Source organism: Enterobacter sp. NFIX59, from assembly GCF_900113755.1.
Lineage (GTDB): Bacteria > Pseudomonadota > Gammaproteobacteria > Enterobacterales > Enterobacteriaceae > Enterobacter > Enterobacter pseudoroggenkampii.
Genome location: NZ_FOQN01000002.1, coordinates 582,698 through 607,703, shown reverse-complemented (window position 1 = coordinate 607,703; position 25,006 = coordinate 582,698). Strand labels below are relative to the sequence as shown.

The following is a 25,006-nucleotide window of genomic DNA, read 5'->3' as shown; positions in this document are numbered from 1 at the left end:
TCCGGTTCACCGGGAGCGAGGCTAATCTCCTGTTTCACCCCGCACTTTTTCTCACAACCTTCAACGCCTCGCCCTGAATTTGAGTATTATTGAGCGATAAAGTCGTGAAGGGATCCTCTATGAAGCAAATTCGAATGCTTGCCCAGTATTACGTCGACCTGATGATGAAGCTTGGGCTGGTGCGTTTCTCTATGCTGCTTGCGCTGGCACTGGTCGTTCTGGCCATTGTCGTGCAAATGGCCGTCACCATGGTTCTGCATGGTCAGGTCGAGAGTATCGACGTCATCCGCTCCATCTTCTTTGGCTTGCTTATTACCCCCTGGGCGGTCTATTTCCTTTCCGTGGTGGTTGAACAGCTGGAAGAGTCCCGTCAGCGTTTGTCTAAGCTGGTCGATAAACTGGAAGAGATGCGCGAGCGCGACCTGAAGCTCAACGTCCAGCTTAAAGACAACATTGCGCAGCTGAACCAGGAGATTTCAGATCGTGAGAAGGCGGAGGCCGAGCGCCAGGCCACGCTGGAGCAGCTGAAAATCGAAATGAAAGAGCGCGAGGTCACGCAGATCCAGCTTGAGCAGCAATCCTCTTTCCTGCGGTCGTTCCTCGATGCTTCGCCGGATCTGGTGTTTTACCGTAATGAAGATAAAGAGTTTTCCGGCTGTAACCGGGCGATGGAGTTGCTCACCGGGAAAAGCGAGAAGCAGCTGATTAACCTGAAACCGCAGGACGTTTACTCTGAAGAGGCGGCGGCCAAGGTCATGGAGACCGACGAAAAAGTCTTCCGTCATAACGTCTCGCTGACCTATGAACAGTGGCTGGATTACCCGGACGGACGCAAAGCCTGCTTTGAGATCCGTAAGGTGCCCTACTATGACCGCGTGGGGAAACGCCATGGCCTGATGGGCTTTGGCCGCGACATTACCGAGCGTAAGCGCTATCAGGATGCCCTTGAGCGTGCCAGCCGCGACAAGACCACCTTTATCTCCACCATCAGCCACGAGCTGCGTACGCCGCTTAACGGCATCGTCGGGCTGAGCCGTATTCTGCTGGATACCGACCTGACCGCAGAGCAGGAAAAATACCTCAAGACTATCCATGTTTCGGCGGTCACGCTGGGTAATATCTTCAACGATATTATTGATATGGATAAGATGGAGCGCCGTAAAGTTCAGCTTGATAATCAGCCTGTTGATTTCACCAGCTTCCTTGCCGATCTGGAAAACCTGTCCGGCCTGCAGGCGCAGCAGAAGGGGCTAAGTTTTGTCATGGAGCCAACCTTGCCGCTGCCGCATAAAGTGGTGACTGACGGTACGCGTTTGCGCCAGATCCTGTGGAACCTTATCAGCAACGCGGTGAAATTTACCCAGAAGGGGCAGGTTGCGGTGCGCATCCGCTTTGACGAAGGCGACATGCTGCACTTTGAGGTAGAGGACTCCGGGATGGGTATTCCGCAGGAGGAGCAGGACAAAATCTTCGCCATGTACTACCAGGTGAAGGACAGCAACGGCGGAAAACCAGCTACCGGAACGGGCATTGGCCTGGCGGTCTCTAAACGACTGGCGAAGAGCATGGGGGGCGATATCACCGTTGCCAGCCAGCCGGGCAAAGGGTCAACCTTCACGCTGACGGTCCATGCGCCGGCGGTGGCGGAAGAGGTAGAAGATACCTTTGAAAATGACGATATGCCGCTGCCTGCGCTGCACGTCCTGCTGGTGGAAGACATTGAGCTGAACGTGATCGTGGCGCGCTCCGTGCTGGAAAAACTGGGCAACAGCGTGGATGTCGCGATGACCGGCAAAGCCGCGCTGGAGATGTTTAAACCCGGCGAATACGATCTTGTTCTGCTGGATATTCAGTTACCGGATATGACCGGGCTGGATATCTCGCGCGAGCTGACGCGTCAGTACGCGGCCGACGAACTGCCGCCGCTGGTTGCTCTGACGGCGAACGTACTGAAAGATAAAAAAGAGTATCTCGATGCCGGTATGGACGATGTACTCAGCAAGCCGCTGGCGGTGCCTGCTCTGACCGCCATGATTAAGAAGTTCTGGGATACCCGTGATGAAGAGGAGAGCACCATGACGTCTGTTGATAGCGCAAAAGCCCAAACGATACTCGATACCGCGATGCTGGAGCAGTACATCGATCTGGTCGGCCCGAAACTGATTACCGATGGTCTGGCGGTGTTCGAAAAAATGATGCCGGGCTATCTGAGCGTGCTGGAATCCAACCTGACGGCGCGTGATCAGAAGGGCATCGTGGAAGAAGGACATAAAATTAAAGGTGCCGCCGGCTCGGTTGGCCTACGCCACCTGCAGCAGCTGGGTCAACAGATTCAGTCGCCTGATTTACCTGCATGGGAAGATAACGTGGGTGATTGGGTTGAAGAGATGAAGCAAGAGTGGCAAAACGATGTTGCGGTGCTTAAAGCCTGGGTTGACGCCAGAAAAAAATGACCCCGGATTAACCGGGGTGCGCGAATACTGCGCCAACACCAGGGAAATCGTGGCTGCGCCTGTTTTTAAACGTTATTTTCGAAAGGGCGCCGCCTGAAAAATTTAGGCCGCACGCAGATAAGATAGCAAATCTTAAATGGTTTGTTACATGAATCAGTGAAATGTGTGAAGCATAGCGTTTTAATCAAAATTATTAATGTGCTTCAGCAAGTTGCAGAAAAGGATTGTCATGATGAAAAAGATTGGTGTCGTGCTGAGCGGATGCGGTGTTTACGATGGTTCTGAAATACACGAAGCCGTCATTACGCTGCTAGCCCTGGCTAAGCAGGGAGCAGAGGTTATTTGTTTTGCGCCAGACAAAAATCAGGCGGATGTGATTAACCATCTGACCGGTGAGCCGATGGCGGAAACCCGTAATGTACTGATTGAAGCCGCGCGTATTGCGCGAGGTGATATCCATCCTCTTATCCAGGCAGCCCCTACAGAGCTTGATGCGCTCATTGTGCCGGGTGGGTTTGGCGCGGCCAAAAATCTCAGTACCTTTGCTGCGCAGGGCGCGGAGTGTCAGATCGATCCTCATCTGAAAGCGCTGTCGCAGGCTATGCATGCGGCAGGAAAACCGCTGGGCTTTATCTGTATCGCACCGGCGATGTTGCCTAAGATTTTTGATTTCCCGCTGCGCCTGACCATCGGGACGGATATCGATACCGCAGAGATCGTCGAGGAAATGGGGGGCGAACACGTTCCGTGCCCGGTAGATGACATTGTGGTTGATGAAGATAACAAAATTGTCACCACGCCTGCGTATATGCTGGCGAAGAATATTGCAGAAGCGGCTATGGGGATCGAAAAGCTGGTCGCCCGCGTGCTGGTGTTGGCTGAATGAGTCGTCAATCCGGTGCCGGCGCGTGGGTAAAACGTACCCTGTTGCGCATCGTTCTGGTGCTGGCGGTGTTTTGGGGCGGTGGACTCGCCCTGTTCAGCATTATGCCAGTCCCGTTCTCTGCCGTGATGGTTGAGCGCCAGCTCGGCGCGTGGCTCAGCGGCGATTTCAGCTATGTTGCCCACTCTGACTGGGTAAGCATGGACGAGATCTCGCCGTTCATGGGTCTGGCGGTCATCGCGGCGGAGGACCAGAAATTCCCGGAGCACTGGGGGTTCGACGTGGCGGCCATCGAGAAGGCGCTGGCCCATAACGAACGCCATGAAAACCGCGTGCGCGGTGCCTCAACCTTGTCGCAGCAGACGGCCAAAAATCTGTTTCTGTGGGACGGCCGCAGCTGGGTGCGAAAGGGGCTGGAAGCGGGGTTGACCCTGGGGATGGAAACGGTCTGGAGCAAAAAGCGCATTCTGACCGTCTATCTCAACGTCGCTGAATTTGGCGACGGTATTTTTGGCGTGGAAGCTGCCGCGCAGCGTTATTTCAATAAGCCAGCCAGCCGTCTGAGCATGTCAGAAGCAGCACTATTGGCCGCTGTCTTACCGAATCCCATCCGCTTTAAAGCCAGCGCCCCATCAGGGTACGTGCGAAGCCGTCAGGCGTGGATCCTACGCCAGATGAATCAGCTGGGTGGAGAGGGTTTTATGCAGCGTAACAATCTTAAGTAGGGCGGGTAAGCGCAGCGCCACCCGCCGAAGGGGCGAACGTTAGTCTTCGTCAAATCCGGCGTTAAACAGGGCAATCACCGCCGCCAGCGCTTCCTCTTCCTGAGGTCCTGTGGCTTCGACTTCAATCTGACGCCCTTTGGCGGAATCCAGCATTAGCAGGGCTATCACGCTGTTCGCTTCCGCTTCGGTACCTTCGTCATTCCGCAGCAGAACCTCTGCATCGAAACCCTGCATCAGCTCAAACAGTTTCATCGCCGGGCGTGCATGCATACCCAGCTTATTGGTGATCTCAACGGTTTGTTTTACGGTCATGTTTTACGTTTTTCCAGCGTGCGATGACGGGACTGAACGTTCTTCCCGCGCGAGCGGAAATAGTCGGCCAGCTGTTCGGCGATATAAACCGAACGATGTTTACCGCCGGTACAGCCAATCGCCACCGTCAGGTAGCTACGATTGTTTGTCTCCAGCATAGGTAACCATAGCTCAAGGTAGCTTCGCGTCTGGTAGATAAAATTGTGAACTTCTGTGTGCCGGTCGAGGAAGGCCGCGACGGGTTTATCCAGACCTGTCATTGGGCGCAGCTTCGGATCCCAGTGCGGGTTCGGCAGGAAGCGCACGTCGAAAACGTAATCCGCATCAATCGGAATACCGTGCTTAAAGCCGAAGGATTCGAACACCATCGTCAGTTCGCGCTCGCGCTTGCCCAACAGTCGGGTACGCAGCATTTCCGCCAGCTCGTGAACGGACATCTCAGAAGTGTCGACAATCAGGTCGGCACGAGAGCGCAGCGGCTCCAGCAGATCGCTCTCTTCATCGATCGCGCTCTCCAGTGAGAGGTTCTTACTGGAAAGCGGGTGCAAGCGACGGGTATCGCTGTAGCGACGGATCAGCGTATTGCGGTCTGCATCAAGGAAAAGCAGCTGAGGGGAGAACGCATCAGGCAGGTTGCTCATGGCCTGCTCGAAGATCTCTGGCGATTCAGGCATGTTACGGACGTCGATGCTGACGGCGGCAGAGGTTTGCCTCTCCGCAAGCGTACGGGCCAGGTCAGGCAATAACACGACCGGCAGGTTATCGACGCAGTAAAAACCCATGTCTTCCAGCGCGCGCAGAGCAACGGATTTCCCCGACCCTGAACGGCCACTGACAATCATCAGCACCATGTTCCGTTTCTCCTCAGGACAACAGATGTGAAGGCCATCTCCTGGTTATGCATCATCCTGATTGCCTTCTGCTTCAGTGATAATCTGATAGAGCTCTTCATCACTTTGGGCCGAACGCAGTCGACGGCAAATGGTTTTATCGGCCAGACGTTTTGCGACCAGCGACAGCGTATGCAGATGGGTTTTAGTCTGATCGGCAGGCACCAGCAGCGCGAAGAGGAGATCGACGGGCTGGTTATCAATGGCATCGAAGGCGATGGGTGTTTCAAGCTGCACAAACACACCAACGGCACGCAGGGTATCCTCTTCCAGTTTGCCGTGCGGGATCGCGATGCCGTTGCCGATACCAGTACTGCCCATTTTTTCACGGGTCAGAATCGCTTCGAATACCACCTGCGGCGGCAGGCCCAGCTGTTTTGCAGCCAGTTCACTGATGATCTCCAGCGCACGTTTTTTGCTCTGGCAGTGAACCGCACTGCGGGTACATTCCTGGTTAAGGACATTGCTCAGTTGAAGAGCGGAATCGTTGTTCATCATAATTTCACCTAAGCGCTAACTGTACAAATGGCCTGTTGTGTTTCACAACAGGCCGTCCTGCACCCGTTAACTGCCCGGACAATTAGTGTTGTTTCAGTTTATCTTTATGTTTATTGAGCTGTCGTGCAAGCTTATCAATCAAGCCGTCGATAGCAGCGTACATGTCTTGCCCTTCCGCACTGGCATGCAGTTCACCCCCGTTAACATGCAGGGTGGCATCCGAGATATGAGTCACTTTCTCCACTTTCAACACAATATAGACCTGATTGATCCTTTCGAAATACTGCTCGAGTTTTGCAAACTTCGCGTTCACAAAGTCGCGTAAAGCCTCAGTAATTTCGACGTTTTGTCCAGTGATGTTGAGCTGCATAGTGTCTTCCTTATCGGTTGTGTCAGACCAGCTGTTTACGCTGGTTGGACGGCGGAATGGATAAAGACTCTCGATACTTCGCAACAGTACGACGTGCCACCATAATACCCTGATCGGACAGCATGGTGGTTAACTTACTGTCGCTTAGTGGCTTCGCGGGATTCTCCGCGGCGATCAACTTCTTCACCAGGGCACGAATGGCCGTTGACGACGCTTCGCCGCCGCCCTCGGTATTCACATGGCTGGAGAAGAAATACTTAAGCTCAAAAATACCGCGTGGACTGTGCAGATACTTCTGCGTGGTGACACGGGAAATGGTTGATTCATGCATTTCGACGGCCTGGGCGATATCCGCCAGTACCATCGGTTTCATATACTCTTCGCCCTGCTCAAAGAACGCCTGCTGCTGTTCGACAATACAGCGGCTGACGCGAAGCAGCGTATCATTTCGGCTCTCCAGACTTTTGATCAGCCATCGCGCTTCCTGCAAATTGCTACGAATATATTGATTGTCGGAGTCGTTACGCACGCTGGTGCACATGGAGGCATACTGCTGGTTGATTTGCAGACGAGGGATGCTGTCTGAATTCAGTTCAACGACCCAGCGGTCATTGTGTTTTCTGACCAGTACATCCGGGATGACGTACTCGGGCTCGCTGGTCTGGATCGACTGTCCCGGGCGCGGATCGAGCGACTGGATCAGATTCACCGCTTCTTTCAGCACTTCTTCCTTCAGGCGCGTGACGCGCATCAGGGAGCGGAAATCGTGGTTCGCCAGCAGATCCAGATGATCGCTGATGATTAAGCGCGCCTCGTCGAGCCACGGCGTCTCTTTGCTGAATTGAGAAAGCTGGATCAGCAGGCAGTCGCGCAGATCTTTTGCGGCCACGCCTACCGGATCGAAACGCTGGATGCGCTTCAGAACGGCTTCAACTTCCTCAAGCTCTATCTCGTCGTCGCCCATGCTTTCCAGAATATCGTCCAGCGTGACGGTCAAATAGCCAGTGTCGTCAACGGCATCGACAATTGAGGTGGCAATCGCGCGGTCGGTATCGGAGAAGGGAGTAAGTTCCACCTGCCACATCAGGTAATCCTGCAGTGACTGGGTGGTTTCGCCCTGGTAGACCGGTAGCTCATCATCCTGGTAGTCTGCACGCGTACCGGAAGGGGTTCCGGCGGTGTAGATTTCATCCCAGCTGGCATCCAGCGGAAGCTCGTCCGGCATCTCTTTTTGTTCGAGTGCATCCGCGGTGTCGAGCGCTTCTGTATCCTGCGATTGCTGGGTATCTACCTCGTCATGAAGATCGGTTTGTTCCAGCAGGGGGTTGCTGTCCAGCGCCTGCTGGAGCTCCTGCTGAAGTTCTAACGTGGACAGTTGCAACAGGCGAATTGCCTGCTGTAGCTGCGGCGTCATCGCCAGTTGTTGGCTGAGCCTTAATTGCAAACCTTGCTTCATGTTCAGAGCATTTTTCTCCGGTTCGGCGTTACGTTACCTCTACCCTATCAGAGTCTGAAGTCTTCCCCAAGATAGACGCGCTTAACATGATCGTCTTCGAGGATCTGCTGCGGCGTACCGTGGGCGATCAGATTGCCCTGGCTCACAATATACGCGCGTTCACACACGGCCAGCGTTTCACGGACGTTGTGGTCGGTGATCAGTACGCCAAGCCCGCTGTCACGCAGGTGTTCAATGATACGTTTAATGTCGATAACCGAGATCGGGTCAACGCCCGCAAACGGTTCATCCAGAAGAATAAACTTCGGGTTTGCGGCCAGCGCACGGGCAATCTCAACACGACGGCGTTCGCCCCCGGAGAGAGCCTGACCGAGGCTGTCGCGCAGATGCTCAATGTGGAACTCTTCCATCAGCTCGTTGGCACGATCCTGACGCTGTTCGCTGGTCAGATCGTTACGAATTTGCAGGACCGCCATCAGGTTATCGTAAACGCTAAGACGACGGAAAATGGAGGCTTCCTGCGGCAGGTAGCCGATCCCGCGACGCGCGCGCGCGTGCAGCGGCAGAAGACTGATGTCTTCATCGTCAATGACAATGTTGCCGGCATCGCGCGGCACAATGCCAACGACCATGTAGAAAGTGGTGGTTTTACCCGCACCGTTAGGGCCAAGCAGCCCTACAATTTCGCCGGAGTTGACGGTCAGACTGACATCTTCTACGACACGGCGGCCCTTATAGGCCTTTGCGAGATTTTTTGCAGTTAATGTTGCCATAACGAATTAGTTACTCTTCTTCTGTGCCGGGGCCTGGCCTTTGCCTTTGTCCTGCAGCTGCGACGGAACCAGTACGGTGGTGACGCGTTTGCCTTTCTCGCTGGAGGCCTGCATTTTTTGCTCTTTTACCAGATAGGTAATCTGGTCGCCGGTAATGTTGCTGTCCAGCTGTTCCAGGTACGCATTACCGGTCAGGATGACCAGGTCCTTCGCCAGCTCATAGTGCATGTGCGTAGCGTGACCTTTCACCGGCTTGCCATTGTCCTGCATCTGGTAGAAGGTGGCCGGGTTACCGTAACCATCAATGATCTCTTTGCCCTGCTCGCCACCCGGACGGGTCACGACCACTTTGTCGGCGTTAATTTTGATGGTGCCCTGAGTCATGACGACGTTACCCGTGAAGGTGACGACATTGCCCTGCATATCGAGAGACTGGGTATCGGACTCGATATGGATCGGTTGGTCGGTATCGCCCGTTACAGCAAGCGCGGGGAGACTGGTCGCCAGCATCGCGCTGGCGATAATTACTTTAAGGCTGAGTTTGTTTGTTTTGAATTTCATAGGAGGTTCTAACCTTTTCAATCAGCTCGGCGTTTTTGCTGCGTAAGTTCCCGCGCATTCTCAAACCGCTGGAATTAAATGTTGTGCCATACAGTGTGACCAGATCCTGCGACGTCACGTCCTGGGTTACCAGGTTGATCTGGGCATTATCCGTCGTAATTTTTCGTAGCTGCGAGTCAGCGGTCAGGGCGTTGACTTCAACGTGGCCATACAGATAAAGCATACGGTCATTTGTCAGTTTTGCCCGATCTGACTTAATTGACCACGTCGGCACTTTGTCCTTATCAAATGTGGTCATGACAGGTTGGGTAAACCACGAAATACCGTCATCTGAAAAATATTCAACATGCTGGGCAATCAGGCGATAGTTCAGCGCGCCTTCAGGGCTGTAGACCACGGTGTCGCTGTGATCGCTTTTATAGGTTGGATCGTTATTGTTGATCACTTCCGTTTGCGTATCGTCGCGATCGGCAAGGTTCACGCCAATCAATACCAGTGCGACAAGCGAAAGCAAAATGATAATCCAACGTCTGGTTTTACTCATATCGATTGCCCTTTGGCCTCATCAAGCTTGCCCTGCGCCAGCAGGAGCAGATCGCAGACTTCACGTACGGCACCGCGGCCCCCGTTGATGTGGGTAACGTAGTCAGCGCGCGGGATCAGCAGCGGATGCGCATCGGCAACGGCGATGCTCAGCCCAACTTCAGCCATCACGGGCCAGTCAATCAGATCGTCCCCGACGTAGGCCACGTTTTCCGGTGCGATAGCCAGTTTACCCAGTAAATCTTTAAACGCCGCCATCTTATCGGATTGCCCCTGATACAGATGGGTAATGCCTAAGGTTTCACAGCGGTCTTCTACCAGTTTAGCTTTTCGCCCGGTGATGATAGCCACCTCAATACCTGAGGTGAGCGCACAGCGGATACCGTAGCCGTCGCGAACGTTAAACGCTTTCAGCTCTTCACCATTATTGCCCATGTAAATCAGGCCGTCGGAGAGTACCCCATCCACATCCAGGATGAGCAGACGAATGTTTTCCGCCTTTGCCATCATCTGGGTACTGACCGGACCATAACAGGTTGCAAGGGATGCACCCGCATTACTCATTGTCTTATCCTTCATTACACTACGCCTGCGCGCAGCAGATCATGCATATGTACCACACCCAGCAACTGGTCGCCATCGGCAACCATAACGGAGGTGATATGGCGGGACTGCATCAGGTTCAGCACATCCACGGCCAGCGTACCCGGACGCACGCGGATACCGCCTGGCGTCATCACGTCGGCAATGCCGAGCGTGCGGACATCGACACCCATGTCGAACACGCGACGCAGGTCGCCATCGGTGAAGATCCCCTGAATTTTCATCAGATCGTCGCACACGACCGTCATCCCCAGATTCTTGCGGGTGATTTCCAGCAGCGCATCACGCAGGGAGGCTTCTTTACTGACGTGAGGGATCTCATCCCCGGTGTGCATAATATCGTTTACCCGAAGCAGCAGCTTGCGCCCCAGCGCACCGCCCGGGTGGGAAAGCGCGAAATCTTCCGGCGTAAAACCACGGGCTTCGAGCAGCGCGACGGCAAGCGCATCACCCATGACCAGCGCGGCGGTGGTGCTGGACGTCGGCGCCAGGCCGAGCGGACAGGCCTCCTTGGGCACTTTCACGCACAGGTGAATGTCTGCCGCCCGCGCCATGCTGCTTTCCGGACGGCTGGTCATGCAAATAAGCGGCACCTGCAGGCGCTTCAGTACCGGAATCAACGCCAGGATCTCATTGGACTCACCGGAGTTGGACAGCGCGATGACGATATCCTGCGGCGTGACCATACCCAGGTCGCCATGCGCGGCTTCTCCCGGGTGCACAAAGAAGGACGAGGTGCCGGTACTGGCAAATGTTGCCGCCATTTTGCGTCCAATGTGGCCGGACTTACCCATCCCCATCACCACGACTTTGCCGGCACAGTAGAATATCTTCTCACATGCCAGACTAAAATCCTGATTAATGTACTGATCTAACTGCGCCAGACCTTCACGTTCAATCTCCAGAACGTCTTTGCCTGCTTTCTGAAAGTCAAAACCCGGCTGCAATTCTATTTGCGACATAATGCGTTTCCGTTACCCAGAGAGAAGAGGCGAGAGCCAGTACAGCATCGCCATCCATACGATAAATCCACCCGTCAGCAGCGCGCCTGCGCCTTTGCCGATCTGTCGTTGCCGCCGCCAGCAGAGCAGGGCAAATATCACGCTGACCAATAACATCACGCCGTAGTCGCGTGAGAACGCCAGGGGATTAAAGGGCCCTGGCGTAATCAGGGCCGGCAGACCCATCACAATGGCGATATTAAATATGTTGGAACCGATGATATTACCAATGGCAATGTCATCCTCACCTTTGCGTGCCCCCGCAATGGCCGTGGCCAGCTCCGGCAGGCTGGTACCGATGGCAATCACCGTCAGACCAATGGTCAGTTCACTGATGGCGAAATAGTTCGCCAGCACCGTCGCGTTATCCACAACCATACGCGTTGCCATCGGCATGATGATCAGCGCAACGCCAAGCCACAGCAGGGCAACAGGCAGCGTGCCTTCTCGCGGAAGTTCGGCGACCTGCTCACGCGTGAGGCTATCCTGGCCCTGCTTTTCAGCCAGACGGGCGATTTTAACACTATACAGCAGCCAAATAACGGCCAGCGCCAGCAAGAAAATGCCGTCGCTGTAGCTCAGTACACCATCGTAAAATACGCACCCTGCCAGCAGACTTACGATTAACATTAGCGGCAATTCACGGCGCAGAACATCAGAATGCACGCGAAATGGATGGAGCAGTGCCGCCAGGCCTAAAATCAAGAGTATATTGACGATGTTAGAGCCAATCGCAGTGCCTACTGCCAGGTCTAACTGACCATGCAGCGATGCCGAGACAGAGACGATGATTTCAGGAAGTGACGTTCCAACACTGACCACGGTCATCCCGATGACGACAGGCGGTACGCCCGTCAGGCGACACAGGATAGATGCAGCAAACACTAAACGGTCAGCACTGTAGACCACCAAAAGTAAACCAATTATTAACAGTGCTGTTGCTAAAAGCATCAAAAGTCCTTTCTTCAGGTATACTCGTCGGTCCATCGCGCGGAAATGGCTGGACTGCATACAGTCTGAGGCGTAACGAATTCCTAATTTTGACTTTATGCGCCGGAAAAGTAAAACAAATGCCAGCTTTCGCTAACCTCAACGGCTATTATTCTGTAAAAATGCGGAGTTGAGGGCTGATTCAGGCAGCATGCCTTAATGTGAGCAGGGTAATAAAGGAACCATAAATGAGCCAAACGATGGCGAATTTAGTCGATGTTCGCGGTGTGAGTTTTTCTCGCGCCAACAGATTGATATTTGATGATATTTCATTGACCGTACCGCGTGGCAAGATCACTGCCATCATGGGGCCGTCCGGGATCGGTAAAACGACCCTGTTGCGCCTTATTGGTGGGCAGATCCCACCGGATAGCGGTGAAATTCTCTTTGATGGCGAAAACATCCCGGAGATGTCACGCTCGCGCCTGTATACTGTCCGCAAACGCATGAGCATGCTCTTTCAGTCTGGAGCCTTGTTCACCGACATGAATGTCTTTGATAACGTGGCCTATCCGCTGCGCGAGCATACCAGCCTGCCGCCTGAACTGCTGAAAAGCACGGTGATGATGAAGCTTGAAGCCGTCGGTTTGCGGGGCGCCGCGAAACTGATGCCTTCAGAGCTATCCGGGGGGATGGCGCGCCGCGCCGCGCTGGCGCGAGCCATTGCACTCGAACCTGATTTAATCATGTTTGACGAACCGTTCGTTGGACAGGATCCCATCACGATGGGCGTGCTGGTGAAGCTCATCTCTGAACTGAACAGTGCGCTTGGCGTCACCTGCATTGTGGTATCTCACGATGTACCGGAAGTATTGAGCATTGCCGATTACGCCTATATCGTGGCGGACAAAAAGATCGTCGCGCACGGTAGCGCCCAGGCGCTGCAGGAGAATTGCGATCCGCGCGTGCGGCAGTTCCTCGACGGTATTGCCGATGGCCCTGTGCCGTTCCGCTACCCGGCGGGCGACTATCGTGACGATTTACTGGGAATAGGGAGTTAAGCCACTCATGCTGTTAAATGCGTTGGCCGCTCTCGGACACCGTGGCATAAAAACCATCAGGACGTTCGGGCGTGCCGGATTGATGTTATTCAACGCGCTGGTCGGCAAGCCGGAATTCCGTAAGCACGCACCGCTGCTGGTGCGGCAGCTTTATAATGTCGGCGTGCTGTCGATGCTCATCATCATTGTCTCCGGTCTTTTTATCGGTATGGTGCTTGGGCTACAGGGCTATCTTGTTCTGACAACCTACAGTGCGGAAACCAGCCTCGGGATGCTGGTGGCGCTCTCGCTGCTACGAGAACTGGGGCCGGTTGTGGCGGCGCTGTTGTTCGCCGGGCGTGCGGGGTCGGCATTAACGGCTGAAATTGGCCTGATGCGTGCGACCGAGCAGCTCTCCAGCATGGAGATGATGGCGGTCGATCCGCTACGTCGCGTGATCTCGCCGCGTTTCTGGGCTGGGGTGATCTCTTTACCGTTACTGACTATTCTGTTTGTCGCCGTGGGTATCTGGGGCGGTTCGCTGGTTGGCGTGCACTGGAAAGGCATTGACGCTGGTTTCTTCTGGTCCGCGATGCAGGACGCCATTGACCTGCGAATGGATCTGGTTAACTGCCTGATTAAAAGCGTGGTATTTGCCATTACGGTCACGTGGATTGCATTGTTCAATGGTTACGATGCCATTCCGACGTCGGCGGGCATTAGCCGTGCAACTACACGTACCGTCGTACATTCGTCGCTGGCCGTACTGGGTCTGGATTTTGTGCTCACCGCACTGATGTTTGGGAATTGAGTTCATGCAAACGAGAAAAAATGAAATTTGGGTCGGTGTATTCCTGCTTCTGGCGCTGCTGGCCGCGCTGTTCATCTGCCTGAGAGCGGCGGATATTACGTCTGTGCGCACCGAGCCGACGTATCGCATCTATGCCACCTTCGATAACATCGGCGGGCTGAAGGCGCGTTCACCGGTCCGTATTGGCGGCGTGGTGATCGGACGCGTAACGGACATTACGCTCGATGAGAAAACCTATCTGCCACGCGTCGCGATGGATATCGAAGAGCGTTATAACCATATCCCGGACACCAGTTCCCTTTCTATCCGTACTTCCGGCCTGCTGGGTGAACAATATCTGGCGCTTAACGTCGGTTTTGAAGACCCCGAGCTGGGAACGACTATCCTTAAAGACGGTAGCGTCATTCAGGATACGAAATCCGCGATGGTTCTGGAGGATATGATTGGTCAGTTCCTTTACAACAGCAAAGGGGATGAGAAAAAATCCGATGCAGCCCCTGCGCAGAGCGAAGAGCATACCGACGCCGCACCGACACCTGGTGCTGCGAATTAATTTCAGGAGAAGTCATTCATGTTTAAACGACTGTTAATGGTTGCCATGCTGGTCATCGCCCCTCTTACCGCTGCCCACGCTGCGGATCAGAGTAACCCGTACAAACTGATGGACGAAGCGGCGAAGAAGACCTTTGACCGCCTTACAAACGAACAGCCTAAAATTCGTGCTAATCCTGATTATCTGCGTGAAGTCGTTGACCAGGAACTGCTGCCGTATGTGCAGATAAAATATGCGGGTGCGCTGGTACTGGGCCGTTATTACAAAGACGCGACCCCTGCGCAGCGTGATGCCTACTTTGCCGCGTTCCGTGAATACCTGAAGCAGGCTTATGGTCAGGCGCTGGCAATGTACCACGGTCAGACCTATCAGATTGCGCCTGAGCAGCCGCTGGGTGATGCGACCATCGTGCCTATCCGCGTAACGATCAACGATCCTAACGGCCGTCCGCCGGTTCGTCTGGATTTCCAGTGGCGTAAAAACAGCCAGACCGGCCACTGGCAGGCGTATGACATGATCGCCGAAGGCGTAAGCATGATCACCACCAAACAGAACGAGTGGAGTGACCTGCTGCGCACTAAGGGTATTGATGGCCTGACCGCGCAGCTGCAGTCCATTGCTCGTCAGAAAATCACGTTGGACGAGAAGAAGTAATGTCACAGCAACTCAGCTGGTCGCGTGAAGGCGAGACATTAAAGCTGTCCGGTGAGCTGGATCAGGATCTGCTGAACCCCTTATGGGATAAACGCCATGAGGCTATGCAGGGCGTGACGCTTATCGACTTAACCGACATCACACGGGTCGATACGGCAGGCGTTGCGCTGCTTGCCCATCTGGTTGCGGTAGGGAAAAAGCAGGGGGCGAGCGTCACGCTTCGCGGCGCGAGCGATAATGTCGTTACCCTGGCGCAGCTCTACAATCTGCCTCAGGACGTATTGCCTCGTTAATATTTTCAGTGCGTTACTTCCGAAAGCCCTGACAGTTTCATCGTCGGGGCTTTTTGCTTGTTTAAGACGACGCCACTTTGCTCTAAGATGTTGGGCTTGTTTTCACTATCAGATGATTAAGAACCCATGGAAAATCATGAAATCCAGACAGTGCTGATGAATGCACTCTCCCTTCAGGAAGCCCACGTCACTGGCGATGGCAGTCACTTCCAGGTTATTGCTGTGGGTGAGATGTTCGACGGTATGAGCCGTGTGAAGAAACAGCAGGCTGTGTACGCGCCGCTGATGGAATATATTGCGGATAACCGCATCCACGCCCTGTCGATTAAAGCGTTCACCCCGCAAGAGTGGGCACGCGATCGCAAACTAAACGGTTTTTGAGCTGAGGGCGACAGGCCCGCAGCACGGTTGAATTTATAAGAGAGCACACAATGGATAAATTTCGTGTACAGGGGCCAACGCGTCTCCAGGGCGAAGTCACAATTTCTGGCGCGAAAAACGCCGCGCTGCCAATCCTCTTTGCTGCGCTGCTCGCGGAAGAGCCGGTAGAAATTCAGAACGTACCGAAGCTGAAAGATATCGATACCACCATGAAGCTGCTCACCCAGTTGGGCACGAAAGTCGAGCGTAACGGTTCCGTCTGGATCGACGCCAGCAAGGTGAACAACTTCTCTGCCCCTTACGATCTGGTGAAAACCATGCGTGCATCCATCTGGGCGCTTGGCCCACTGGTGGCGCGTTTTGGTCAGGGTCAGGTCTCTCTGCCGGGCGGCTGCGCTATCGGTGCGCGTCCGGTTGACCTGCACATCTTTGGTCTGGAAAAACTGGGCGCAGAGATCAAGCTGGAAGAAGGCTACGTTAAAGCGTCCGTCAATGGTCGTCTGAAAGGCGCGCACATTGTCATGGACAAAGTGAGCGTGGGCGCAACGGTGACCATTATGTCTGCGGCGACGCTGGCAGAAGGGACCACTATCATCGAAAACGCCGCGCGCGAACCGGAAATTGTGGATACCGCCAACTTCCTCGTGGCGCTGGGTGCGAAGATCACCGGTCAGGGTACCGACCGTATCACCATCGAAGGCGTTGAGCGTCTGGGCGGTGGTGTTTATCGCGTTCTGCCGGACCGTATCGAAACCGGTACCTTCCTGGTCGCTGCCGCGATCTCTGGCGGTAAGATTGTTTGTCGCAACGCGCAGCCCGATACCCTGGATGCGGTGCTGGCGAAACTGCGCGATGCGGGTGCGGATATCGAAATCGGTGAAGACTGGATCAGCCTTGATATGCACGGCCAGCGTCCAAAAGCGGTCAATGTGCGGACGGCACCGCATCCGGCGTTCCCAACGGACATGCAGGCGCAGTTCACCCTGTTGAACCTGGTCGCCGAAGGTACTGGCTTCATCACAGAAACCATTTTCGAAAACCGCTTTATGCACGTACCGGAGCTGATCCGTATGGGTGCGCATGCTGAGATCGAAAGTAATACCGTGATTTGCCATGGCGTTGAGAAACTGTCAGGTGCTCAGGTGATGGCAACCGATCTGCGTGCGTCTGCAAGCCTGGTGCTGGCGGGTTGTATCGCGGAAGGCACAACGATCGTGGATCGTATTTATCACATCGATCGTGGTTATGAGCGTATCGAAGATAAACTGCGCGCGCTGGGTGCCAATATCGAGCGTGTGAAGGGCGAGTAATCGTTCCGGCAGCCCCCTGCCAGCAATGACCGGGGGGTTGCTGTTCCTGTCAAAAACGCATTACTTCTGCGGTTCTCTTTTTGCCTTTCTCTGGCGAATCATGCGCGTTCTGTCGATAAATTCATGGGTGATGGGATCGTGGTAGCGCGAAGGCCAAATCACCCACGGATGCGTATCCAGCGCCGTCGCGATGATTAATTCTCCCTTGGGCCAGGGGCGGGTGAGGGCGTTTGCCAGAGTTGAAGAACTCAGTCCATGGCGGCGGGACTCTGCTGCCAGTGAAGTGCCTCTTTTGCGCAGTGCGGCAATAATATCAGCCGTGTGCCAGTCGATAAATTTCGTATCCATAACACCGTCCTTAAGTTCGGATTCACCTACGCCGTTTCTTCTGAAACGACGGGGTTAATATACCCATTTCAAGCTTTTGTTCTAAAAAGTTCGCGTTACTTGAAGGGATATTCAGAATAAGACATGGCTTTATTCATGCGGTCTCTAAACCGATGGATTTACAGGAATACGTAATTTACAGGATTTTTCTGGAATCCCCCCGCCCTGGTCGCGGGGAGAAACAAGGAGGGTTAACGGTCGCGCTGAACGGCGATGTGGGCAAGACCTATCAATGCCTCGCGCCACGGGCTGTCGGGAATGACCTGGAGAGCTTCGATGGCTTTGTCGGCTTCTTCTTCCGCACGCTGCCGCGTCCATTCCAGCGATCCGCAGATAGCCATGGTTTCCAGCACAGGTTCCAGAAGATGGCGGCCATTTCCCTGCTCAATCGCTTCACGGATCATTTTCGCCTGTTCGGCTGTTCCGTTACGCATGGCATGGAGCAGCGGCAGGGTCGGTTTGCCTTCATTAAGGTCATCTCCCACGTTTTTGCCGAGCGTCTCGCCGTCCGCACTGTAGTCCAGCAAATCATCAATCAGCTGGAATGCCGTACCCAGATAGCGACCATAGTCCTGCAGGCCTTTTTCCTGTGCTTCGGTACAGTCAGCCAGAATGCCGGAACACTGGGCCGCCGCTTCAAACAGGCGCGCGGTTTTGCTGTAGATCACGCGCATGTAGTTTTCTTCGGTGATGTCCGGGTCGTTGACGTTCATCAGCTGCAGCACTTCGCCTTCAGCAATGACGTTTACGGCTTCGGACATCACTTCCAACACTTTCAGGGAGCCCAGACTGGTCATCATCTGGAAGGCGCGGGTGTAGATAAAGTCCCCCACCAGTACGCTGGCTGCGTTCCCGAACGCGGCGTTAGCCGTGGCTTTGCCACGACGCATATCCGATTCATCCACCACATCGTCGTGCAAAAGCGTCGCCGTGTGGATAAATTCGATGAGCGCTGCGATAGTGATGTGGGCATTTCCCTGATAACCAACGGCTCTGGCAGCCAGAATGGCGATCATCGGACGAATGCGTTTACCACCGCCGCTGACAATGTAATAGCCCAACTGATTGATCAGCTGGACGTCAGAGTTGAGTTGCTCCAGGATTGCTGCATTCACACCCGCCATATCTTGCGCGGTTAACTCGTTGATTTTTTCTAAATTCATCGCAAAAGCCGGGCTTTTTATCCTGTTGATCCCATCTTCAATGGGGTAACGAAGGGTTTCGGTTTATCAATAGTAGTGCTGATTGTACTGAAAAAACGGCTCAGATAAACGTTACCGTACGTGTTGTGTTTTTTTTCTTCATGTATTGACGGTAGCACTTGTCAAAGGCTCGCGTTTTGCGTAATATTCGCGCCCTATTGTGAATATTTATAGCGCACTCTGAATCATACGAGGATGTGCGCGGAAGCGGAGTTTATATGTACGCGGTTTTCCAAAGTGGTGGTAAACAACACCGAGTAAGCGAAGGTCAGACCGTTCGCCTGGAAAAGCTGGACATCGCAACTGGCGAATCTGTTGAGTTCGCAGAAGTTCTGATGATCGCAAACGGTGAAGAAGTCAAAATCGGCGTTCCTTTCGTTGATGGCGGCGTTATCAAAGCTGAAGTTGTTGCGCACGGTCGTGGCGAGAAAGTTAAAATCGTTAAGTTTCGTCGTCGTAAGCACTACCGTAAGCAGCAGGGCCACCGTCAGTGGTTCACTGATGTGAAAATTACTGGCATCAGCGCCTAAGACCTGAGGAGAGATTTAAATGGCACATAAAAAGGCTGGCGGCTCCACACGTAACGGTCGCGATTCAGAAGCTAAACGCCTGGGCGTTAAGCGTTTCGGTGGCGAATCCGTTCTGGCGGGTAGCATCATCGTTCGTCAACGTGGTACCAAATTCCACGCTGGCAACAACGTAGGTTGCGGTCGTGACCACACTCTGTTTGCTAAAGCAGACGGTAAAGTGAAATTTGAAGTTAAAGGCCCGAACAACCGTAAATACATCAGCATCGTTGCTGAGTAAGGTTTTCTCGGTCCGGTAACGGATTAAAGCCCCGCAACCTGTTGCGGGGCTTTTTACATTGGAAACCCGGTAATTTTTTCTGTAGGGAAAACGGGCATGAAGCAGCAGGCCGGCATAGGAATTCTTTTGGCGCTCACAACCGCAATGTGCTGGGGTGCGCTGCCAATTGCAATGAAGCAGGTACTGGAAGTGATGGAGCCGCCTACGGTGGTCTTTTATCGCTTTCTGATGGCAAGCATCGGCCTCGGGGCGATTCTGGCCGTCAAAGGTAAGCTTCCACCCTTGCGGCTCTTCCGTAAACCGCGCTGGCTGGTGCTGCTGGCTATCGCGACGGGCGGTCTGTTCGGTAACTTCATCCTGTTCAGTTCTTCCCTGCAATATCTTAGCCCCACGGCGTCGCAGGTAATAGGTCAGCTTTCACCGGTGGGCATGATGGTCGCCAGCGTCTTTATCCTCAAGGAGAAGATGCGCGGTACGCAGATTATCGGGGCGAGCATGCTGCTGTGCGGTCTGGTGATGTTCTTCAACACCAGTCTGATCGAGATTTTTACCCGCCTGACGGATTACACATGGGGTGTCATTTTCGGTGTGGGGGCAGCAACGGTCTGGGTGAGCTATGGCGTCTCGCAAAAGGTGTTATTGCGTCGACTTGCCTCACAGCAGATCCTCTTTTTGCTGTACACTTTGTGTACAATAGCATTGCTGCCATTAGCGAAGCCGGGTGTGATTACTCAGCTTAGCGACTGGCAACTGGCGTGCCTCATTTTTTGTGGGCTGAACACGCTGGTCGGTTATGGCGCGCTGGCCGAAGCGATGGCGCGCTGGCAGGCAGCACAGGTGAGCGCGTTGATCACGCTTACCCCGCTGTTTACGCTGTTATTTTCAGATTTGTTATCAATGGCCTGGCCCGATGTCTTCGTCAGACCGATGCTCAACCTGTTGGGTTATCTCGGTGCGTTTGTCGTGGTTGCGGGCGCGATGTATTCCGCCATTGGTCATCGTCTTTGGGGACGTTGGCGCAAAAATGAAGCGGTTGTAGTAGTCCCCCGCTCAGGCGAATGAGTTACGGAGAGTAAAATGAAGTTTGTTGATGAAGCGACGATCCTGGTCGTGGCTGGTGATGGCGGCAACGGTTGCGTGAGCTTCCGCCGTGAAAAGTATATCCCTCGTGGCGGTCCTGATGGCGGCGACGGTGGGGATGGTGGTGACGTGTGGCTGGAGGCGGATGAGAACCTCAACACGCTGATCGACTACCGTTTCGAAAAATCCTTCCGCGCTGAACGTGGCCAGAACGGCCAGAGCCGTGACTGTACCGGGAAACGCGGTAAAGACGTCACCATTAAGGTTCCGGTCGGTACGCGTGTGATTGACCAGGGAACCGGTGAAACCATGGGTGACATGACCAAACACGGTCAGCGCCTGATGGTAGCGAAAGGCGGCTGGCACGGTCTGGGTAACAGCCGTTTCAAATCTTCCGTTAACCGTACGCCGCGTCAGAAAACGATGGGTACCCCGGGCGATAAGCGCGACCTGCAGCTGGAGCTGATGCTTCTGGCTGACGTGGGCATGCTGGGTATGCCAAACGCCGGTAAATCAACGTTCATTCGTGCCGTCTCTGCGGCGAAACCGAAAGTGGCGGACTATCCGTTTACCACGCTGGTACCAAGCCTGGGCGTTGTCCGCATGGATAACGAGAAGAGCTTTGTGGTTGCCGATATTCCGGGTCTGATTGAAGGCGCTGCGGAAGGCGCGGGTCTGGGTATTCGCTTCCTGAAACACCTTGAGCGTTGCCGCGTACTGCTGCACCTCATTGATATCGATCCTATCGATGGTTCCGATCCGGTTGAAAACGCCCGCATCATCATCGGTGAGCTGGAAAAATACAGCGAAAAACTGGCGAATAAACCACGCTGGCTGGTCTTCAACAAGATCGACCTGATGGACAAAGCCGAAGCGGAAGCAAAAGCGAAAGCCATTGCTGAAGCGATGGGTTGGGAAGATAAATACTACCTGATCTCTGCGGCAAGCCAGGTTGGCGTGAAAGATCTGTGCTGGGATGTGATGACCTTCATCATTGAGAACCCAATCGTTCAGGCGGAAGAAGCCAAACAGCCTGAAAAAGTCGAATTCATGTGGGATGACTACCACCGCCAGCAGCTCGAAGAGCTGGAAGCGGAAGAAGACGATGAAGACTGGGACGATGACTGGGATGAAGACGACGAAGAAGGCGTCGAGTTCATCTACAAGCACTAATATCTGTCCAAAGCCCCCATTATGGGGGCTTTTTTTATTCCAGCGTCGCAGGCAGCCAGCAGCTGGCGATTAAACCGCCTTCAGCGCCATTCTCAAGCGTGAGCCTGCCGTGGTGAAGCTGGACGATGCGCTGCACGATGCTCAGCCCCAGACCGCTGCCGCCGTAGCGCTGGTCAAGACGGCGGAATGGCTCGGTAATGGACTGCCGGTGCGCTTCATCAATCCCTGGGCCCTGATCGATAACGCTGATCTGCGTCCCCCCGTCGACCTCGGTTAACGTCACTGTAATCGTTGTCCCTGCCGGGCTGTAGCGTCCTGCATTTTCCAGCAGGTTGCGCAGCATCAGGCGCAGGAGCACGGCGTCTCCCTGAACCGTGAGCTCGCTTTTAGCGGGCCAAATCACCGTATGCTCTTTGGCTTCATGACCCAGGCCGAGAGGTTCAATGATATTTTCCGTCCAGCTTACGGTTTCGTAGTGGCCGCTCGCCATTGCCTGTCCGGCCCGGGCCAGCATCAGCAGCTGTTCGACGGTATGCATGAGCTGATCGATACGGCTAATCAGCGTTGCCGCCTGTGGCGCACCAGACTGCGACATCAGCTCCAGATGGAGCCGGATACCGGCAAGAGGCGTTCGAAGCTCGTGCGCGGCGTCTGCAGTGAAGAGACGCTCCTGTTGAATGGTATTGTCCAGCCGGGCGAGGAGCTGGTTCAGGGAGGTCGTCACCGCGCCGATCTCTTCCATGTCGGAATACATAGGAAGCGGGGTTAAGTTATCCGCCGAACGGTTAGCCAGGCTGACACGCAGTTTATTCAGGGGCCGGGTGATCCAGGTGACCGCCCAGAAGGAGAAGAGCAGGGTAAAACCGACCATCACCAGAGAAGGGACCAGCAGCGAGGCAATCGCCTCGCGGATCTCTTTTTCGACATGGTTATTACGCGCTTTTGCTGACAGCGTTTCACTGACCAGGAAACTAATCTGCTCACGGCTTTCATGCCACAGCCAGATGACGCTTATCAGCTGGAAAAATAACAGAATGACCGCCAGCAGCACCATCAAACGCCGACGCATGCTGTTCATTTCTGGCTCTCCAGGCGATAGCCAACGCCACGGACGGTTTTGATTCTGTCCTTGCCGAGCTTACGACGCAGGTTGTGAATGTGGACTTCAAGGGTATTTGACCCCGGATCGTCCTGCCAGGAGTAGATATCCTGCTGGAGCGTTTCTCTGTGCACCGTTTGCCCGCTGCGCATGATCAGACGCGTAAGCAAGGCGAACTCTTTTGGTGTTACCTCGACCGCCTGATCCTGGCGCAGTACCTGCTGGGTTTGCAGATTCAGCGTAATATCGCCGTCGGTCAGTAAGTTATCACTATGTCCCTGATAGCGGCGAATCAACGCTCGCACCCGAGCCTGCAGCTCCGCAAGCGCAAAAGGCTTCACCAGGTAATCATCTGCGCCTGCATCGAGACCGGTGATACGGTCTTCAATGGCATCGCGTGCCGTCAGGATCAACACCGGGTTGGCGATACCGCGGCGTCGCCACTGGCTGAGCAGCGTAGCGCCGTCTTTATCAGGCAAGCCCAAATCGAGGATCACCAGACTGTATTCGCCGCTCTGAATCAGGGCGTCCGCCTCCGCTGCGGTGCCGGCACAGTCGAGGGCATACCCTTCATTGGCCAGCCCCAGCGCCAGCCCTTCCTGCAATAACAGATCGTCTTCAACTATAAGTAGTTTCATCGCTAGTTATTCTGGTAGATGTCCTTATAAAGCCTGCTTTCGAAGCGAACAAGCGGAATACGACGATTGCGCTGGTCGGTCGGTTCGACGGCATAGCCGGAAAGATACTGCACGAATGCCATGCGTTGTCCGCTGGCGGTAGTGATGAAGCCTGCAAGGTTGTAAACCCCCTGCAGTGAGCCTGTTTTAGCGGATACTTTGCCATCCACACCGGCAGCGTGAAGCCCGGCGCGGTACTGCAGTGAACCGTCATGCCCGGCCAGCGGCAGCATTGAAATAAAGTTTAGCTCAGTGTCATGCTGTGCAATGTACTGAAGCACCTGCATCATCGTGGCCGGAGAGATCAAATTATGGCGCGATAGTCCGGAGCCATCGACAGCGATGGTATTACCCAGATCGATCCCCGCCTGCTGGCGCAGGATCTGCCGAACCGCGTCTGAACCCGCGCGCCAGGTTCCCGGCACGCCGAAACGGGCGTGACCAATCATGCGGAACACCGTATCGGCAATCATGTTGTCCGACTTTTTCAGCATGATGCGCAATAAATCGTGCAGCGGTGGAGACTGTTTGCTGGCGATGACCGTACCGGGCTGGTTGACCTGCGTCTGACGAAGCAGCGTGCCCGAGTAGGTTATTCCCGCTTGTTTCAGTTCATCTTTCAGGATGGCGCCCGCATAGCTTGCGCCATCCTGTATCGCAAAGGCCAGCGGCAGCGGATCGGCGCGCTGGGTCAGGCAGCCGGTCAGCGTGAAGCGGTTAAGATCGCCTGGCACGACGTCCAGCTCACAATATTGCGCATCCGGGGAGCCTTTCGCCAGCGTGCGGACCTGGCTAAACATCGTGACCGGGTAGTAGGACGCTATGCGGATAAACGCTAAATCATCCGGCTTTGGCGCGCTGTAAAGCGAAACCGAGAAGCAGTTACGGTCGACAATCGCGGCGGCGGGCGGGGCGCTAAAGCACTGGGTCATGTCGTTCCACGGCCAGCCTGGGGCTTTATCGTGACTGGCAAAGATGGACGTGTCGATCAGCACATTGCCATCAATTTTCTGCACGCCAGATTTTTTCAGCACCGCAACCATATTGCGGATATCCTGGCGCTTAAAGGTCGGATCGCCGCCAAAACGGGCGATAAGATCGCCTTTCAGTTCGCCACCCTCAACGTTACCTTTGGTTTCAAGAGTGGTCGTAAAACGGAAGTCAGGCCCGAGCTGGAGCAGGGCGGCGAGGGCAGTGATCACCTTTTGGGTACTGGCAGGCAGCGCCATCTGTTGACTGTGATAGTCAATCTCGGGAGCCTGTGCGCCAACCTTCTGCACCATCAGGGCAAGGTTCGCGCCTGCGGGGAGCTGATTAATGTACTCATCAACATTCGCGGCCTGGGCGGTGAACGTTATACTGGTAGTCAATCCGATGATAAATCTGGAAAATCGCATAATCTCGCGCTAACAACCCGAAAACAAACCGTCATACTACGGTGCATGGCACTGCAAAGTAAACGATGACCCATAGTGAACTTCGCGGTAAAATGCATATCAAATTGAAAAATTGCTGCTGACCTGGGGCATTGCTCCCGGGTC

General features: G+C 54.5%; 30 protein-coding genes. 14 read left to right on the top strand and 16 right to left on the bottom strand.

The features are described from left to right. Window positions 1-119 precede the first annotated feature (119 nt). The 3 genes from arcB to mtgA all read left to right on the top strand — a co-directional run bounded on the left by arcB (window position 120) and on the right by mtgA (window position 4,061). Complete coding sequence (arcB, locus tag BM007_RS11795; RefSeq protein WP_024906347.1) at window positions 120-2,453, top strand: aerobic respiration two-component sensor histidine kinase ArcB; 2,334 nt, start codon at window positions 120-122, stop codon at window positions 2,451-2,453. Window positions 2,454-2,685: 232 nt separating this feature from the next. Then, complete coding sequence (elbB, locus tag BM007_RS11790; RefSeq protein ID WP_090418875.1) at window positions 2,686-3,339, top strand: isoprenoid biosynthesis glyoxalase ElbB; 654 nt, start codon at window positions 2,686-2,688, stop codon at window positions 3,337-3,339. After that, on the top strand, window positions 3,336-4,061 hold the full coding sequence (mtgA, locus tag BM007_RS11785) for a monofunctional biosynthetic peptidoglycan transglycosylase (protein ID WP_024906349.1): 726 nt from the start codon (window positions 3,336-3,338) through the stop codon (window positions 4,059-4,061). The genes elbB and mtgA overlap by 4 nt, the downstream gene beginning before the upstream one ends. 39 nt (window positions 4,062-4,100) lie before the next feature. Here mtgA and npr read toward each other — a convergent pair whose 3' ends face one another. From npr to BM007_RS11730, 11 genes are all read right to left on the bottom strand, one after another. Next, window positions 4,101-4,373 carry a PTS phosphocarrier protein NPr gene (gene npr / locus BM007_RS11780; protein ID WP_003861872.1) on the bottom strand — a complete coding sequence of 91 codons (273 nt, stop codon included), beginning with the start codon at window positions 4,371-4,373 and terminating at the stop codon, window positions 4,101-4,103. Further along, window positions 4,370-5,224 carry an RNase adapter RapZ gene (gene rapZ, locus BM007_RS11775; RefSeq protein WP_014885397.1) on the bottom strand — a complete coding sequence of 285 codons (855 nt, stop codon included), beginning with the start codon at window positions 5,222-5,224 and terminating at the stop codon, window positions 4,370-4,372. The genes npr and rapZ overlap by 4 nt, the downstream gene beginning before the upstream one ends. A 45-nt stretch (window positions 5,225-5,269) precedes the next feature. Then, the gene (gene ptsN / locus BM007_RS11770) at window positions 5,270-5,761 is read right to left on the bottom strand and encodes a PTS IIA-like nitrogen regulatory protein PtsN (protein ID WP_008501443.1); all 492 of its coding nucleotides are present in this window, start codon (window positions 5,759-5,761) and stop codon (window positions 5,270-5,272) included. A gap of 82 nt (window positions 5,762-5,843) precedes the next feature. After that, window positions 5,844-6,131 carry a ribosome hibernation promoting factor gene (hpf, locus tag BM007_RS11765; RefSeq protein WP_008501444.1) on the bottom strand — a complete coding sequence of 96 codons (288 nt, stop codon included), beginning with the start codon at window positions 6,129-6,131 and terminating at the stop codon, window positions 5,844-5,846. A 22-nt stretch (window positions 6,132-6,153) separates the two neighbouring features. After that, on the bottom strand, window positions 6,154-7,587 hold the full coding sequence (rpoN, locus tag BM007_RS11760) for an RNA polymerase factor sigma-54 (RefSeq protein WP_090418872.1): 1,434 nt from the start codon (window positions 7,585-7,587) through the stop codon (window positions 6,154-6,156). A gap of 47 nt (window positions 7,588-7,634) precedes the next feature. Further along, the gene (lptB, locus tag BM007_RS11755; RefSeq protein ID WP_025756692.1) at window positions 7,635-8,360 is read right to left on the bottom strand and encodes an LPS export ABC transporter ATP-binding protein; all 726 of its coding nucleotides are present in this window, start codon (window positions 8,358-8,360) and stop codon (window positions 7,635-7,637) included. 6 nt (window positions 8,361-8,366) lie between these two features. Next, window positions 8,367-8,921, bottom strand: coding sequence for a lipopolysaccharide ABC transporter substrate-binding protein LptA (gene lptA / locus BM007_RS11750; protein ID WP_024906352.1), 555 nt, complete (start codon window positions 8,919-8,921; stop codon window positions 8,367-8,369). After that, the gene (gene lptC / locus BM007_RS11745; RefSeq protein WP_024906353.1) at window positions 8,890-9,465 is read right to left on the bottom strand and encodes an LPS export ABC transporter periplasmic protein LptC; all 576 of its coding nucleotides are present in this window, start codon (window positions 9,463-9,465) and stop codon (window positions 8,890-8,892) included. Before lptC ends, lptA begins: the two co-directional genes overlap by 32 nt. Continuing rightward, window positions 9,462-10,028 (bottom strand): 3-deoxy-manno-octulosonate-8-phosphatase KdsC, encoded by a 567-nt coding sequence (kdsC, locus tag BM007_RS11740; RefSeq protein ID WP_023309356.1) that lies wholly within the window; start codon window positions 10,026-10,028, stop codon window positions 9,462-9,464. Before kdsC ends, lptC begins: the two co-directional genes overlap by 4 nt. Before the next feature lie 14 nt (window positions 10,029-10,042). Continuing rightward, entirely contained in the window at window positions 10,043-11,029 is a 987-nt protein-coding gene (gene kdsD, locus BM007_RS11735) for an arabinose-5-phosphate isomerase KdsD (RefSeq protein ID WP_008501450.1), read from the bottom strand. Between the two features lie 12 nt (window positions 11,030-11,041). Next, a complete protein-coding gene (locus tag BM007_RS11730; protein ID WP_023309354.1) occupies window positions 11,042-12,019 on the bottom strand; it encodes a calcium/sodium antiporter in 978 nt (325 codons plus the stop codon). Window positions 12,020-12,246: 227 nt separating this feature from the next. Here BM007_RS11730 and mlaF point away from each other — a divergent pair, with 227 nt between their 5' ends. The 7 genes from mlaF (at window position 12,247) to murA (ending at window position 17,040) form a co-directional block, all read left to right on the top strand. Continuing rightward, window positions 12,247-13,059 (top strand): phospholipid ABC transporter ATP-binding protein MlaF, encoded by an 813-nt coding sequence (mlaF, locus tag BM007_RS11725; RefSeq protein ID WP_024906354.1) that lies wholly within the window; start codon window positions 12,247-12,249, stop codon window positions 13,057-13,059. Between the two features lie 7 nt (window positions 13,060-13,066). Then, window positions 13,067-13,849, top strand: coding sequence for a lipid asymmetry maintenance ABC transporter permease subunit MlaE (mlaE, locus tag BM007_RS11720; protein ID WP_010436044.1), 783 nt, complete (start codon window positions 13,067-13,069; stop codon window positions 13,847-13,849). A gap of 4 nt (window positions 13,850-13,853) precedes the next feature. Then, window positions 13,854-14,402, top strand: coding sequence for an outer membrane lipid asymmetry maintenance protein MlaD (gene mlaD, locus BM007_RS11715; protein ID WP_024906355.1), 549 nt, complete (start codon window positions 13,854-13,856; stop codon window positions 14,400-14,402). An 18-nt stretch (window positions 14,403-14,420) separates the two neighbouring features. Further along, window positions 14,421-15,056, top strand: coding sequence for a phospholipid-binding protein MlaC (gene mlaC / locus BM007_RS11710; RefSeq protein WP_032650393.1), 636 nt, complete (start codon window positions 14,421-14,423; stop codon window positions 15,054-15,056). Beyond that, window positions 15,056-15,349, top strand: a complete 294-nt coding sequence (gene mlaB, locus BM007_RS11705) for a lipid asymmetry maintenance protein MlaB (RefSeq protein ID WP_024906357.1) — start codon at window positions 15,056-15,058, stop codon at window positions 15,347-15,349. The genes mlaC and mlaB overlap by 1 nt, the downstream gene beginning before the upstream one ends. Before the next feature lie 126 nt (window positions 15,350-15,475). Next, window positions 15,476-15,730 (top strand): BolA family iron metabolism protein IbaG, encoded by a 255-nt coding sequence (gene ibaG, locus BM007_RS11700; RefSeq protein ID WP_008501458.1) that lies wholly within the window; start codon window positions 15,476-15,478, stop codon window positions 15,728-15,730. Between the two features lie 50 nt (window positions 15,731-15,780). Continuing rightward, on the top strand, window positions 15,781-17,040 hold the full coding sequence (gene murA, locus BM007_RS11695) for a UDP-N-acetylglucosamine 1-carboxyvinyltransferase (RefSeq protein WP_024906358.1): 1,260 nt from the start codon (window positions 15,781-15,783) through the stop codon (window positions 17,038-17,040). 60 nt (window positions 17,041-17,100) lie between these two features. On the opposite strand, the gene sfsB is transcribed toward murA, so the two are convergent. Then, the gene (gene sfsB / locus BM007_RS11690; RefSeq protein ID WP_024906359.1) at window positions 17,101-17,388 is read right to left on the bottom strand and encodes a DNA-binding transcriptional regulator SfsB; all 288 of its coding nucleotides are present in this window, start codon (window positions 17,386-17,388) and stop codon (window positions 17,101-17,103) included. 230 nt (window positions 17,389-17,618) lie between these two features. Continuing rightward, window positions 17,619-18,590 (bottom strand): octaprenyl diphosphate synthase, encoded by a 972-nt coding sequence (gene ispB / locus BM007_RS11685; protein WP_048989794.1) that lies wholly within the window; start codon window positions 18,588-18,590, stop codon window positions 17,619-17,621. 257 nt (window positions 18,591-18,847) lie between these two features. Here ispB and rplU point away from each other — a divergent pair, with 257 nt between their 5' ends. The 4 genes from rplU to cgtA all read left to right on the top strand — a co-directional run bounded on the left by rplU (window position 18,848) and on the right by cgtA (window position 21,689). Next, window positions 18,848-19,159, top strand: coding sequence for a 50S ribosomal protein L21 (gene rplU / locus BM007_RS11680; protein ID WP_003025032.1), 312 nt, complete (start codon window positions 18,848-18,850; stop codon window positions 19,157-19,159). A gap of 19 nt (window positions 19,160-19,178) precedes the next feature. Then, window positions 19,179-19,436 (top strand): 50S ribosomal protein L27, encoded by a 258-nt coding sequence (gene rpmA / locus BM007_RS11675; protein ID WP_004385076.1) that lies wholly within the window; start codon window positions 19,179-19,181, stop codon window positions 19,434-19,436. A 96-nt stretch (window positions 19,437-19,532) separates the two neighbouring features. Beyond that, on the top strand, window positions 19,533-20,498 hold the full coding sequence (locus BM007_RS11670) for a DMT family transporter (RefSeq protein WP_090418869.1): 966 nt from the start codon (window positions 19,533-19,535) through the stop codon (window positions 20,496-20,498). A 15-nt stretch (window positions 20,499-20,513) separates the two neighbouring features. Then, window positions 20,514-21,689 carry an Obg family GTPase CgtA gene (gene cgtA, locus BM007_RS11665; protein ID WP_023333597.1) on the top strand — a complete coding sequence of 392 codons (1,176 nt, stop codon included), beginning with the start codon at window positions 20,514-20,516 and terminating at the stop codon, window positions 21,687-21,689. A 34-nt stretch (window positions 21,690-21,723) separates the two neighbouring features. On the opposite strand, the gene pmrB is transcribed toward cgtA, so the two are convergent. The 3 genes from pmrB to dacB are packed head-to-tail and all read right to left on the bottom strand — an operon-like array spanning window position 21,724 to window position 24,862. Next, a complete protein-coding gene (pmrB, locus tag BM007_RS11660; protein WP_032650381.1) occupies window positions 21,724-22,767 on the bottom strand; it encodes a two-component system sensor histidine kinase PmrB in 1,044 nt (347 codons plus the stop codon). Then, a complete protein-coding gene (gene pmrA / locus BM007_RS11655; protein WP_024906362.1) occupies window positions 22,764-23,426 on the bottom strand; it encodes a two-component system response regulator PmrA in 663 nt (220 codons plus the stop codon). Before pmrA ends, pmrB begins: the two co-directional genes overlap by 4 nt. A gap of 2 nt (window positions 23,427-23,428) precedes the next feature. Beyond that, on the bottom strand, window positions 23,429-24,862 hold the full coding sequence (gene dacB / locus BM007_RS11650) for a serine-type D-Ala-D-Ala carboxypeptidase (protein WP_032650378.1): 1,434 nt from the start codon (window positions 24,860-24,862) through the stop codon (window positions 23,429-23,431). Window positions 24,863-25,006 lie beyond the last annotated feature (144 nt).